Below are 12242 nucleotides of genomic sequence, written 5' to 3' on the forward strand. Positions count from 1 at the left end.
GCTCGATTTATCAGGCGCTGAACCTCTATCGACGTACACCCCGGACCCCGGTCCCCTTTCGAAATCCCACAAAAAAGCCCGCCGAAGCGGGCTTTCTCACACAGCAATCAATCAGTCATCACGACCCATGATGCCAAACAGCTGCAGCAGGCTGACAAAGAGGTTGTAGATCGACACATACAGGCTGATGGTCGCCATGATGTAGTTACGCTCGCCGCCATGAATGATCGCGCTGGTCTGGAACAGGATGCAGACCGACGAGAACAGCACGAAGCCAGCGCTGATCGCCAGTTGCAGGCCGCTGATCTGGAAGAAGAAGCTGGCAACGACAGCACCCAGCAACACGAAGAAGCCTGCGGTGATGAAACCGCTGAGGAAGCTCATGTCCTTGCGGGTGATCAGCACATAGGCCGACAGACCACCAAACACCAGCGCAGTCATGGCAAACGCAGAGCTCACCACTTCAGCGCCACCGGCCATGCCCAGGTAACGGTTCAGGATAGGGCCGAGGATGAAGCCCATGAAACCGGTGAGGGCGAAGGTAGACACCAGGCCCCAGGCTGAATCACGCAGCTTGTTGGTCAGGAAGAACAGCCCGTAGAAGCCGATCAGCACCACGAACACGTTCGGGTAGCCGACGCGCATCTGCTGGGCAACGAATGCCATGACACCGCTGAAGGCGAGGGTAAGCGCCAGCAGGCTGTACGTGTTGCGCAGGACCTTGCTGATCTCCTGCTGCTCGACCTGCTGGCCGTGGTGGACGGCGTAATCCTGTTCGCGCATGGCGACACTCCTTGGTAAAACCTGTGGTTTCAGACGTTCAGATGCTAGGAGTCTAACAGAGCTCCTGCAACCCGCGACACAGAGAGTTTGACAGCGTGTTTCATTACGGTATTATGGCGGCCGCAAAACGAGCTGGAAGCGTGGCCGAGTGGTTTAAGGCAACGGTCTTGAAAACCGTCGATGGGCAACTATCCTAGAGTTCGAATCTCTACGCTTCCGCCATCTCCAAAGCCCTGATTATTCAGGGCTTTTTGCGTTTCTGGGGCATAGAACAACCACCCGTTGGAACACCTTTGGGAATGGTTTATTTCGGAAGCGCTTCCGATACTTTCTTTATTTGGTAGGTTTCGCCAGTGCCCCGACGCGGCGATAAACCCGCTCGGTAATGTCGCCCTTGGTGTGGCCCAGCAGCAGGCTGGCGTGGTCGATATCGGTGATTTCGGAAGCCGCCTTCGGACGGATATCTCGGAACTGGAACTGCCCGATTCGGCCGGCCAGCACATGGTCCCCGGCGGCGACTGCATCCTTCACCGCCTCCTCTCTGGCGTCATCCCAGCGATGACGGAGCATGGAGGCCGTCACACGTTTGCCGCTTTCGGTGAGCAGCAAGTATGGCGAGCCATGTGGAGCGTTGTGCTCGAGGATCTTCCTGATGAGGGCGCCCAGACTGCTCTCCACGCCATCCACCTCCAGCATGATCCGCAGCTTCTTGTGGGTCTTCTTCTGCTCCACGCCGAGGGCCTTGCCCTCGATGTCGTCTCGCCTCATCACCAGCACGTCCGCCGGACGCTGGCCCGTCAGATACGCCAAGTCCATGGCGTCCTTCAGTTCACCCACTGCCTTCGCATAAACCGCGTTCCAGATTGCGTCATTAGCGTAGAAGTCTCGCGGAACCTCCTTGTTCTTGCGTACCCCCTGGCACGGGTTCTCATTGGTGGTGAGCCCCCATTCCCGAGCGATGTTGAAGATGTGCGACAGGGTGGCAATTTCGCGGTTCGCCCGGACCGGCGCTGTCCTTGCATCGCGATACTTCGCCACATGTGCAGGCGTGATCCCGTCGATTGGCGCCTTTTCGAAGTAATTGCGCAGCTGGCGAATCTCAGCCAGGTTATCTTTCTGGGTGCGCGGCGCCTTCTTCGGGATGATGTCGCGCTCATACCGATCGAAGATAGCGCTCATAGTGACCAAGTCCTTTGGTTTTTCCTTCGCCTCCAGTTCGGCCCACTTCAATCTCGCCAGGCTCAGCTCGGTGCCCAGCGGAATTTCCTTCCCTTCCTTGTCCCGATAGTAGTAGCTGATCCATACCTTTGGTGGGTTCTTCTTGCTCTTGCTAGTGCGCTTGCGCCGGTAAACACCCGGCGGCAAGTCCCTGTTCTCGGTGCTCCTGGGGCGCATTTCACCTCACCTTCGAAATGTCCGGTGTCCACGTGGGGGCGGCTGGCGGCGGTGACTGCATCGCCACCACTTCAAGGGTCACGCCCAGCTTCATGCGAACGTAGTGCCGACCAACCAGTGGACGCCCGCTTCGGGTTTCAACGAACACCCAGCCGCGGTCTTCGAGCCAGCGGCGCTGATAGCCCCTGGCCTTATAGCCGGTTAGCTCGGCCAGCTCTTCATCCGAAAGGATCTCGGTTTCCATAGGATGGTCTCCACGCTCTTAATATGTGTATGTATGTCGTACTTCAGCACTGGCTGAGGTAAATTGCTGGTTGTGACTACTTGGTAGGCTGAGCTCGCGAGGTGTATAGGAATGAAGGTTTCATGGAAAAGCAAAAATCCCAAGCTAAAACCGCAGGTTATTCTAAATCGATTAAAGCAGTGCTCTATGCTTAATGAGGCAGGGGAACTGTCATGGAACGGTTTTGAAAAGTTTGAGCTGGATTCAGTGCTTTTTACCATGCTTGATTTCGATAAAAACGTGAGCTATCACACCGCAAAGCGGACCATGAGCAGCGCATTGAATTCATGGGCGCTCGCTAAGGGGGAGAGCGCGGAACAATTCATGGCACACTTGCAGCGTGAGGTTGTAAGTTATAAAAAGCTTCCTCTGCAAGAATTTGTTTTAGTGACGTCGGTGTCGCTTGATGGAGGATTTCCATATCAAAGAATAGAGCTAGGCTCCTGCGTGATTGAATCTTGTCCAAATGGTTTGCCAGATGAATTTTCCAGTCGTGAAGTCCATAACGATAGGTGGAAAAAAACCTCGCCTCCGATGCCCGCTAGTTATTGCCCAATTCTGGTAAAATTTTCTGCAAAAAACTCCATGGATGGTGTGGAGAAAGCTCTATATGAATTAGATTTTGTAAGAGGAATTTTCTCTCTAGATACCAATTCTGGATTGGAATGGTCACTGGGTGGGCGTGTCAATAGGTCGCCATTAAATAAGATAACGCTAGGGGGAATGCACTCCCTTCACAATGTCGACGGAAGTATTTATGATAAAAATATCTACTGGTACGAGGCGGACTTTGAGGAGCGGAAGGTACACTTTATCTCTCCGGAGAGATTGAAGAGGGCTAGAGATTTTTATGACTTTGTGACTGCTAGTCTTGAAGCGCATGGCGATCGTCATATAATAAAGGACTCGATAGTGCGATACGTACGGGCTTATGATCTGTCGGATCGGAACTCAACTGTACAAAGGGCGTGGGCTACCATTGAGTCGATACTGGCTCCTGATGAGAATAATGCCGACAAAATAGTGTCTAGGTGTTCGTTTCTCTATGCTGATCGGGAGTATTATCGCCAAATATTGGAGCATGTTAAGGAGTATAGGAACCGGAACGTGCATCAAGCGCATTCGATCGATGATCCATCACCTCACTGCTATCAGCTACAGATGTTTTATAGGCAGAGCTTAATTTTTCACTTGAGAGAGGCTAAGAATTTCGAAAGTTTAGGGGAGGCAAACAAGTTCCTTGATTCTTCCGACTCGGTTCCCGAGCTGAAAAGGCGGAAAGAGTTGTTGGAAAAAGCTATTCAGTTTCTTGATGCTGAACCGGGCTATTGTTAGCTCACATTAATTCTCGGCCGACACTTCAGCCTTGGAGGAAGGGCACCCGCCATATCGCGGCAGTGAATAGAGGGGAGAGGGGTTACAGTGGGATGGAGTACATCTGTACTCTTAGAGTCAGGACGGCTTGCGCTTCAGGGCGGCGCGGGTTTGCCAGCCCTCCAGGCGAATTGCTTTGCATTTCTGATGGTCGGCTTGGGTTGCCGGGCCGCTTGTTGCCGGGAATGGCCAGGTACGTTCGTGCTCACGCTGGAACTCGGCCCGTTCATGGTGCTCAACAGGCGCAGTCTGCGTTGTGTTTTCCTTGAGCTCATCGAGGATGTCGCGCAGATAGCCCGTCGCCACGCTGGCTGGGCTGGGTGCCCGCACAATCGACCAGCCCTTGGACGAAGGCTGTGCCTTTGCTCAGCCGCTCTACCTCGTCAGCACCGACCATCGGCCCGACCGGAATCATAGGAATACCAGTCACCGCAGCATCCCGCTTTGCCTCTTTTTTGATCCGCCACATTGCACTACCAACCATCCAGGCTATTGGCCCGGGGTGGGGCTGCGGGGTGGAAATGGCTTTGAGCTGTCGCAGCAACTGAGCAGCATCGTTCATGAAGCCATGCCCGCTGTCGCCTGCATACGCCTCTTCAAGCGATTCGATGGTTGCTCGCACGCTGACCATATCGATGATCTCCTCGATATGGTCATGCTGTTCGATGCTGCTGGATCGGTTTTCTGTGGGCATGTGACACCTTGGTGGTGGCTAAGTGACAGTATTCTGTTACGCTCATCTGGCTTCAGATGGGGTCAACTCCGAGCGTTGTTTGCCGTGGTTGGTAAAATTAAATTGTCGATCCATTAGAAAATGCAGGTTTTTTGCAGTTTCGCAAACTCCATTTTGCATACGAGGAGCTTTTGTTTTGAGTACTTCACTTTATCAACCGCTTCCGTGGGACCGACCCGGCTCTGGTCAGTCGTTCAATTCTTTATTTCCTGGTAACAATGTGGTGAACAAGCAATGGTTCAATGGGGAGGATGTTCCCTTGGATGGCTGGACGTTCACTAACTGCCGTTTCGATAATTGCCGTCTTCACGTTACAAGTACGACTTTTCTGATAGATAAGTGTTTTATTGGGGAGGGAACCACTATTCACTATGGGGGTGATGTTGTAAAAATAATTAAATTATTTCATATGAAGAATGATTTCATGAGGTCTCACCACCCTCATTTTGCACCGACTTTTCATGGGGATGGCACCGTTTCAATAGGGATTGCTTAGCATGTCTCTCAAGGGTGAGTTTCATTCCCAGCTCAATTTGGCGCCGAAGAGAAGTCAAGTTTTTACGACCTGTTGGGTTGTTCTGACCGCGCTTTCATTAGCGGCGGGTTTCGCGTTCCTTTGGGTCGGAAAGGATATGTGGTACATACCCATCGTCGCTTCCGCATTGTGCGCTTGTATTTCTATGTGCTCCTATGCGATGTCGCATAAAAATATTGATTTGTCCGGTGGAAGCCCTACTGAGATTCATGCCGATAGTGAAAGTGTTAGGATTATTTGTGATCCTCGCAATTCCCCCTCAAAGGACATGCTCAGGATTTTTGCAGAGCACATTAATGCGGTTGTGCACCGTCGACCTCTTCCCAGGTCAAGCGGATTGGTAGGTTCAGATGGAGTTGTGATTCCTAATACAATTGATGTAGCTAATGCGCAGATAGATACTCTGAACGCTTCCGCTTTAGAGGAAGAGAAGCGGATCGATAGTATGATTAACGCAGCTCAGTCTGATCCATTAGCTATGGGAAAAGCGGCACCCAACTATACCGGTGCAGTTCTTGAAGGGGTTCTGGATGAGCCAACATAATGCGGTACTGCCTCTGTCCCTCGTGCCGTCGGCTGCTCACGGTGCGGTCGATTGATGCCCAGGAACTCGTGAAAATCGCAGGTCCACTACGGACAGCTGGTAGGGGCACCGCCGGAGGGTCAGGCGGTGAGTTGAGTTTTCCAGGCTTGAGCGTCGGCCTACGTTTGCTCAGCGCGGACTTGTAGCTAGCTTTGGAAAGTGCTGCCGTCGGAGCCCATTCGCCTGCCACGTCTCGGTCCCAGTGCAGTCGTATCCGGAGCGCGCGCGGTATTCGTCGTAGTACCGGTCGTAGTTGGTGCGGCGCGGAGGTTTGGGCAGCCCGTCAGCCATCTCGCCGTACTCGATGCCATCAACGGGGTGGTAACGGCCTGGCTGGCGCTTGGTGCTCTCGTCCAGCACGATTCCGATGTAATCGTGGTCTTTCAAGAACTCGGCTGCTCGTTCGCGGCGCTTGGCCTCCTCGACTTAGCGCTGAGCAATCCATTCCTAGTGGCGGTGATCGTCGCTCCCAGCTTTCTCCATGCATGCGCCGTCCTCCGTGGCCGGATGCAGCATGGTGGCAATTTGAAGTCGGATGCGTTATGAAGTGCGACCTGAGCTCCGATGCATAGCAAATCTGTAGAGGGATTTAAGTGATTAACTGGTTTGAAATTCAGCAAGATGCTTTGACTTCGCTAACCTATCGACCTCCATTAGTCCCCCTTCAAAGTGAGAGTAACTTTTCAAGCATAACCCCTTGGATTGTCTTGGTGATTGTGGTCGCTTTGTTTGTAATCGTTAGGCTTGCTTACAGTGTGGTCCATGGTTTTGAAGGTAAAATTAGTAGCTTTTGGCGAGTGATTATTGTGTTGGGGGTCATTGGCTTTGTGTATGTCGGGTATGTTTTTGTTTTACTCTGGAATACGCCAATTTCACAGGTATTCGAAACGATCCGCGAAGGCACATTTGGAGATAGTTTTGGTACGTTGAACGCTTTGTTTTCTGGTCTTGCATTTGCAGGTGTACTGCTTACGATGCTTTTTCAGAGGAAAGACTTGTCGGAAACCAGAAATCAAATTACCAGTCAGCAGGTTGAATCCCAATTTTACAGTATGCTGGAGCTGCAGCAGGAGGTCGTCAGAAATTTTGATTTACAGATTGGAGACAATCAATCGGTGATTTCTGCGGGGAGAGACTGTTTCAGGACTTGGAGGTCTGGAATAAATCATTATTACGTTCTCTTTCAAGAGCCTTCGAGTGCGCAATACCCTCATTTGCTTGAGCATAATAAAAGAATAGTTCGTGCTTATGAAAAATTGTTTCATCATCATAAGGCTGATCTAGGTCTTTATTTTCGAAGTCTTTACGCGGTTTTCCGCTTTATAGATAATTGTACACACAAAGAAAAAAGTCAGTTTGCATTGGTTGTAAGGTCTTTGCTTTCAGATAACGAATTGATCTTGTTGTTTTATAATTGCTTAAGCTCAAAGGGTGCTAAGTTCACAAAATACGTATATAGATATGCACTTTTTGATAATTTAGAGGTTGGCTTGCTAATCCGCGCGGGGGACATAAACCTATTCAGCTTCGAAGCTTACGGAAGTAATCGAGAGATTTTAGATATGCTTATAAAGTCTCCAAGTGACAGGAAGTGAACGAAGTTAAGGCCGCAGTTGTTAAGGCCAGAATGCTGGCTCCGGTCCTCTGCTTGGTCATGCCCTATACCTCCCAAGCCGCTTGGCGGCAGGTTGATGTGCTGGTGGCGCCGGCCGTGCCGGACGCGCGCGGTGATGCGTTTCCAGCCGAAAGCTCCATGTCTCGGTCATGCCAGGCTGCCAGCCACCATCCGCAGTCCACGGTCATCCAGCCGTACGGCTGGGCATCGCGTGACTGGCTGTTGTCGCGGCAGTCGCGCCCGAGGTAGTAGGCGTTTGGGTGAACCCGCTGCCGGCGCTTCACGGCTATGTACCGGCCAGGTGGTGAAGCGGGGCGAACGGTATGTCATCGTCAAAGCTGTCCTTGTCAGGCGGTGCCGCCTGCTGGTTCTGCTGTGGGCGGGCCGGGCGCTGTTGGCGCGGCTGGCGATCTGGCGCCTGACCTGGCTGCTGGCCCTGCGGCCGGCTGCCGAGCAGCTGCATCGTGCCGTTGATGTCGACCACGATTTCCGTGGTGTAGCGCTTGATGCCGTCCTTCTCCCTCTCACGAGTCTGCAGCTTACCCTCGATGTAGCGCTGGGAGCCCTTGCGCAGATACTCGCCAGCGATCTCTGCGACCTTGCCGAACAGCGACCCCCGGTGCCACTCGGTGCGCTCGACCTTCTGGCCTGACTGCTTGTCCATCCACTGCTCGCTGGTGGCCAGGCTGAGGTTGGTTACGGCGTTGCCGTTGGGCAGGTAGCGCACTTCCGGGTCCTGGCCGCAGGTGCCAACCAGGATGACCTTGTTTACCCCACGACTCATGACGAATACGCTCCGGCCATGACGATCAGCACCAGTGCCCACAGGACCGCCCAGCGAGTGCGTGCGTCGTCAGGCGGGCTGACCTTCAGCTCCGGTACCGACTTTGCGTTCACCGCGCGCTCCAGGCTTTCGGCGTAGGTCACTGCATCAACATGCCGACGGCGCAGGCCGTACAGGCGGTTGTCGTCGGCTCCGACGATGGCCCAACTCTTGTTCTCGCCCTGCTGTACGAAGAAGCGTGAGTTGCTACGGAATTCTTCAGCGGCTGCATCGGCGAGTTGTTGCACCTGGGCGTACTGCACACGGCTGTTACGGATGGCTGCGTTCATGGATGGTCCTTGTTGGTCAGGCATGGAGTTCTAAGGCTTCGGCCTTGCGAACGATTCGAACTTGGGCGGTGCGGCGCTCCGGAGCGCGGCGGTCGCGGCGCATGGGGTCGCTGTCGTCGATCACCGAATGTATGGCGATGAGGCCGGCGATGGCGATGCAGAGCGGACTGATGATCTGCTGGCGCATGGCCTTGGTGACCGCTTCGATGCGGCGCCCCGCCTCCAGCTTGAACAGCGCGGCCTCAATGCGGTTGGCCACGGTGCCGGGGCTAACAGCCATTTCGCGGGCGATTTCCTTGGTGGTGAGCCCTTGGGCCACCCACAGCAATGCTTCGAGCTCACGCGGAGCCAGCGCCTTTCCGAGCTGGCCAATCCATGAGCCGCAAGTAATCGTTTCCATGAGGTGTCCTCGGTGGGCTGCATTGGTCGTGACGCTCGCTGCCGTGTACCTCCCGGACCAGGGGAGGGCGAACGTCACGACCGATTCAGTCGACTTAATGTGCATAGGGGGGAGCCTTATGCGCCGTAAGGTGCATGGCGGTGCGCTTTGTCTGAGGTAAAACGATATTGAAATTGGTGGCCAGCGGCCAGCTCACCACTGCCCAGGTGACGGGCTTTGCGCTAGGCTGAGCGCTCTCACACAACACAGCCTGCAAAGGAGGGCACGCGCTCATGCGCAAGTTCAAACTCAAGTACCTGCACGACTGCGACGACATGAATCCGACTCATCACGAAACTGACCAACCCATCAAAGTCGGTGACGCGATCGAGCTGGTGGATGGTTTCTGGTACGGCGTTACGGACATTCGAATTCTGAAGCGAGACATTCGGCTAACTCTTTCGAAGTCTTCTCAAAGCGCTGATGAGGCAAAGCTTGTAATGAAGCAGCTATCGTCCGACTGAGAACGATGGTCGCGTACTTCAAGCAGCTGTCTTTATTGATGTCCCGGCTGGGATGCATCAGCGCGAGCCTCGTTCTCAGCCCGGGGTCACCCTGGCAGGCCAGTGTCATCAGCGCAGCTCCAACTCTCCCCTCCAACGTCGGCGCATTGATCGTCACCCCTGCTATTAGATCCTCGCTCTGCATCGCACTTCTCCCGATGATTTCCCGTCTGGCCCTGTCTCCAAGGCCAGCCAGTGAAATCTGTATTCCGCACCATGCTTGTTGCCGCGGCTATCCCCACCTGGCCGGGTCACACATTTCGTGTTCGGTGTTCTTCCCGGCTGGCTGCATGGTTTGGCGTCCTCCCATGGGGGGAGTCCGGCAGCTATCCAGAGGCTGCGTGGTCGACGACTTAGCTTGTCCCGACCCAGGCAATGGCCTGGGTGCGTCGAGGTGGTCACGTCTGGTTGTGTAAAGAGCGGTGGCTGCCTTAGCTGTCTATAACCTGTGTTATGGGTCGAATAATAACCAATGTTTTTGTCGTGTCAATAACTAAAGTTATAAATCCGGCCAAAAAGAAGCCCGCGATAAGCGGGCAGATACTCATGCTTCAGTGAATTCGCGCCAACCAATACGGATCAGGCCTGACTCCAGAGCCTCGACCTTGATGCCTGCCGTCTCTTCCAGGTCAGCGATCAATCGCCGCCAGTCTGAAGTGGACTCGTCCTGGTTGGGCCGCACCTCGACAAATTGCCTTTTCTGCACGTGCGGCGAGGCGATTGCTTGTTGAATGCGGTAGCCGAGCCGCTCATAGGAGAGGGAGGGGGAATGCGAGAAGGCGAGTTGAAGCATGGTCTGAGAACTCCTTTTACTGTACATGCATACAGTTATCCGTTGCGGGCGGAATTTTCAATACCTTGTGCAGGAATCTTTACCGGTAGTGAATTCACGGAGGCGAAAAAAAGCCCGACACGCGCCGGGCTTCTATGAGGACAGATGGTTAGAGCTTGATTGTGGCTCGCACCACCACCCCTACGATACGGCAACCTTCCATGCACATTTCCATTGGGTAAGCAGGGTTGAGTGGCTTCAGAAACCGTCTGCCTCCATCTTCAACTAGTTTCTTGAAGGTCGCTTCATTGCTGTCCGCCAGCTTGGCAATCACCAGCTTGCCGGGCGTGGCTTCGGCTTCCGTATCAACCAGGATGAGCATGCCCTCTGGGATGCTTACTCCAACCGGAGAGGTCATCGAATCCCCTTTTACCTCCAGCCAGAATGCGACCCCCTTGGAGTCGTAATCGGACATCTCGTAACGATCGGAATATCCGGGCGGAAACGGCTCAACTGCCTCTGCCCAGGCCCCGGCTGCCACCCAGCTGATCACTGGATACCGAAACGATTCAGGCTGCTCCCCGAGCATCCTAACGTTGCTGGCTTCATGAGTAGTCCCTTTCCCAGTCGCCAGCCATTCAGCTGTAACCCCGAGCGCCCGGGCAATCTCGAGCAACTTTTTAGAAGTCGAGTTACGGCCACTTTCCAGGTGCTGAATCGTGACCTGGCTCACCCCCGACTTCTCGGCCAGCTGGGCCTGGCTGAGGCCAAGGGCTGTTCGGCGTTCAAGGATTCGGTCTTTGAGCATTTCGGAAGGTTTGTTCATATCCGCAAGGGTAAAACACACGTTATTACTCATCAAATAACATGTGTTTTCCTTAGCCATAACTTGGGTTATTATCGAGGGCACGATCCATTGAGGCACGCAAACATGCCGAACACAGAAAGACCAATTGACGAGGTCGTGCGATTGGCCGGCGGCCAAGCAGAGCTGGCCCGAAGATGTAACACCAGCCAACCGCGTATTTGGCAGTGCGTACACCGGAACCAGAAGGTCCCGGCAGATTTGGTGATCCCGTTTGAGAAGGCAGTTGGCGGTCAGGTGACTCGCCATCAGCTGAGGCCAGATCTTTATCCCTCGGAGGATACGACCGCCTTGTGATGAGCATTGTGCATCTGAAGGCCTTTCGCCAGTAGATGACCAAAACACCTGTGAATGTAACCAGTAGTGAGGAAAGGAAGTGAATTTCAAGCCAGGGATTATCTACTCCGAAGAAGAGATTCAGCAGCTGCTCGGCTGGCGTGAACGGCTTCGACGAACACTTCGACGATTTCTCCGGTGGTGTCGTTTTCCAAAAAGGTCGCGCCAAGCGTCCACAGGCTTCCGCGCACCTGATCACCAACACTCAGCTCGCCAATCACTACATCAACTATCGAAAAACCCTCCGGCGTTGTCACCGCGAAGCGCGGCAGCCTGTCGTGATATCCGCAAATAGTCCCTTGAATACTCATCTCGCCTCCCTAGTCGGAAATGTGGGGCTCGCGAGCAAGTGTGTTCTTACAGGCGAAAAAAAACCGGGTGGCAGCCCGGTTTCTTCAACAACAACATCGGAGTCGATTATGCATCTTGAAGTCGATGCAAGCAACATTGCACTACAAGCCATTTTGCACCAGAAAGCCTATCACCAGTCCGCCGCGCTCAATGCCGCGCGAATGATTCGCCTCCAATACGCAGTCACCTCGAAAGCCGCACGCCGTCGTGAGTGTGTCGAGCATCTGCGGGCATCGCTATGCGGAGGTGGCGCGTGAGCACCATCGTAATGACGGCCTGCTGGCCACTCCAGGGTATGAGCCCTGCACAGAAGTCTGTACTGATTTCACTGGCCGACAACGCGAATGACGACGGCGTGTGCTGGCCGTCCATCGCGACAATCGGGGCGCGTACCTGCTTGTCTGAGCGCGCTGTTCGCAATGCATTGCGCTGGCTTGAGGAAGTCGAACTGCTGAAAAGCCACCAGCGCTTCGGTCGTTCGACTTGGTACACGATCACCCCGGCAGCATATGCCCCCGGCACGAAATGCCCCCCGGCACCAGATGCCCCATCACCCCGGCAC

Annotated in this window: 18 protein-coding genes and 1 tRNA gene; 8 read left to right on the plus strand and 11 right to left on the minus strand. The window is 54.1% G+C overall.

All coding sequences use genetic code 11. The features are described 5' to 3' along the window. Positions 1 to 111: 111 nt before the first annotated feature. On the minus strand, positions 112 to 783 hold the full coding sequence (locus AC07XM_RS26380; RefSeq protein WP_003251184.1) for a Bax inhibitor-1/YccA family protein: 672 nt from the start codon (positions 781 to 783) through the stop codon (positions 112 to 114). A 134-nt stretch (positions 784 to 917) separates the two neighbouring features. Between AC07XM_RS26380 and AC07XM_RS26385 the strand changes: the two genes are divergently transcribed. Continuing rightward, a tRNA-Ser gene (locus AC07XM_RS26385) sits at positions 918 to 1005 on the plus strand. Positions 1006 to 1116: 111 nt separating this feature from the next. Here AC07XM_RS26385 and AC07XM_RS26390 read toward each other — a convergent pair. Together AC07XM_RS26390 and AC07XM_RS26395 are read right to left on the minus strand one after the other, a co-directional pair. Then, the gene (locus AC07XM_RS26390; RefSeq protein ID WP_102689948.1) at positions 1117 to 2178 is read right to left on the minus strand and encodes a tyrosine-type recombinase/integrase; all 1062 of its coding nucleotides are present in this window, start codon (positions 2176 to 2178) and stop codon (positions 1117 to 1119) included. A gap of 1 nt (position 2179) precedes the next feature. Continuing rightward, positions 2180 to 2422, minus strand: a complete 243-nt coding sequence (locus AC07XM_RS26395) for a DUF4224 domain-containing protein (protein ID WP_102689947.1) — start codon at positions 2420 to 2422, stop codon at positions 2180 to 2182. 111 nt (positions 2423 to 2533) lie between these two features. Here AC07XM_RS26395 and AC07XM_RS26400 point away from each other — a divergent pair, with 111 nt between their 5' ends. Beyond that, positions 2534 to 3796 carry a hypothetical protein gene (locus AC07XM_RS26400; RefSeq protein ID WP_146024552.1) on the plus strand — a complete coding sequence of 421 codons (1263 nt, stop codon included), beginning with the start codon at positions 2534 to 2536 and terminating at the stop codon, positions 3794 to 3796. Between the two features lie 117 nt (positions 3797 to 3913). On the opposite strand, the gene AC07XM_RS26405 is transcribed toward AC07XM_RS26400, so the two are convergent. Both AC07XM_RS26405 and AC07XM_RS26410 read right to left on the minus strand, forming a co-directional pair. Next, entirely contained in the window at positions 3914 to 4141 is a 228-nt protein-coding gene (locus AC07XM_RS26405) for a hypothetical protein (RefSeq protein WP_102689945.1), read from the minus strand. After that, positions 4107 to 4529 carry a hypothetical protein gene (locus AC07XM_RS26410; RefSeq protein WP_102689944.1) on the minus strand — a complete coding sequence of 141 codons (423 nt, stop codon included), beginning with the start codon at positions 4527 to 4529 and terminating at the stop codon, positions 4107 to 4109. The genes AC07XM_RS26405 and AC07XM_RS26410 overlap by 35 nt, the downstream gene beginning before the upstream one ends. Positions 4530 to 5065: 536 nt before the next feature. Between AC07XM_RS26410 and AC07XM_RS26415 the strand changes: the two genes are divergently transcribed. Beyond that, positions 5066 to 5647 carry a hypothetical protein gene (locus AC07XM_RS26415; protein WP_146024551.1) on the plus strand — a complete coding sequence of 194 codons (582 nt, stop codon included), beginning with the start codon at positions 5066 to 5068 and terminating at the stop codon, positions 5645 to 5647. Between the two features lie 168 nt (positions 5648 to 5815). Here AC07XM_RS26415 and AC07XM_RS26420 read toward each other — a convergent pair whose 3' ends face one another. Further along, entirely contained in the window at positions 5816 to 6073 is a 258-nt protein-coding gene (locus AC07XM_RS26420) for a hypothetical protein (RefSeq protein WP_146024550.1), read from the minus strand. Positions 6074 to 6279: 206 nt separating this feature from the next. On the opposite strand from AC07XM_RS26420, the gene AC07XM_RS26425 reads away from it, so the two are divergent. Then, positions 6280 to 7281 (plus strand): putative phage abortive infection protein, encoded by a 1002-nt coding sequence (locus AC07XM_RS26425; RefSeq protein ID WP_146024549.1) that lies wholly within the window; start codon positions 6280 to 6282, stop codon positions 7279 to 7281. A gap of 306 nt (positions 7282 to 7587) precedes the next feature. Here the strand turns inward: AC07XM_RS26425 and AC07XM_RS26430 are convergent, their stop codons facing one another. From AC07XM_RS26430 to AC07XM_RS26440, 3 genes are read right to left on the minus strand one after another with little or no spacing between them, the layout of a single operon-like run. Then, on the minus strand, positions 7588 to 8085 hold the full coding sequence (locus tag AC07XM_RS26430) for a single-stranded DNA-binding protein (protein WP_102689940.1): 498 nt from the start codon (positions 8083 to 8085) through the stop codon (positions 7588 to 7590). Continuing rightward, a complete protein-coding gene (locus AC07XM_RS26435; RefSeq protein ID WP_102689939.1) occupies positions 8082 to 8414 on the minus strand; it encodes a hypothetical protein in 333 nt (110 codons plus the stop codon). The genes AC07XM_RS26430 and AC07XM_RS26435 overlap by 4 nt, the downstream gene beginning before the upstream one ends. A 16-nt stretch (positions 8415 to 8430) precedes the next feature. Beyond that, a complete protein-coding gene (locus tag AC07XM_RS26440) occupies positions 8431 to 8814 on the minus strand; it encodes a response regulator transcription factor (protein ID WP_102689938.1) in 384 nt (127 codons plus the stop codon). Positions 8815 to 9086: 272 nt separating this feature from the next. Here AC07XM_RS26440 and AC07XM_RS26445 point away from each other — a divergent pair, with 272 nt between their 5' ends. Next, positions 9087 to 9317: a hypothetical protein gene (locus AC07XM_RS26445; protein WP_102689937.1), complete on the plus strand. Its 231-nt coding sequence runs from the start codon at positions 9087 to 9089 to the stop codon at positions 9315 to 9317. Between the two features lie 583 nt (positions 9318 to 9900). Here the strand turns inward: AC07XM_RS26445 and AC07XM_RS26450 are convergent. Both AC07XM_RS26450 and AC07XM_RS26455 read right to left on the minus strand, forming a co-directional pair. Then, positions 9901 to 10149: a DUF1654 domain-containing protein gene (locus tag AC07XM_RS26450; RefSeq protein ID WP_102689936.1), complete on the minus strand. Its 249-nt coding sequence runs from the start codon at positions 10147 to 10149 to the stop codon at positions 9901 to 9903. 148 nt (positions 10150 to 10297) lie between these two features. Continuing rightward, positions 10298 to 11014 carry a LexA family protein gene (locus AC07XM_RS26455; protein ID WP_102689935.1) on the minus strand — a complete coding sequence of 239 codons (717 nt, stop codon included), beginning with the start codon at positions 11012 to 11014 and terminating at the stop codon, positions 10298 to 10300. 45 nt (positions 11015 to 11059) lie between these two features. Between AC07XM_RS26455 and AC07XM_RS26460 the strand changes: the two genes are divergently transcribed. From AC07XM_RS26460 to AC07XM_RS26470, 3 genes are all read left to right on the plus strand, one after another. Beyond that, positions 11060 to 11290, plus strand: coding sequence for a transcriptional regulator (locus AC07XM_RS26460; protein WP_102689934.1), 231 nt, complete (start codon positions 11060 to 11062; stop codon positions 11288 to 11290). Between the two features lie 140 nt (positions 11291 to 11430). Continuing rightward, positions 11431 to 11937, plus strand: coding sequence for a hypothetical protein (locus tag AC07XM_RS26465; protein WP_146024548.1), 507 nt, complete (start codon positions 11431 to 11433; stop codon positions 11935 to 11937). Positions 11938 to 11948: 11 nt separating this feature from the next. Further along, the coding region (locus tag AC07XM_RS26470) for a helix-turn-helix domain-containing protein (RefSeq protein WP_146026081.1) at positions 11949 to 12242 on the plus strand (294 nt) is incomplete at its 3' end.

The sequence above is a fragment of the Pseudomonas sp. GW460-LB5 genome, from assembly GCF_059423245.1.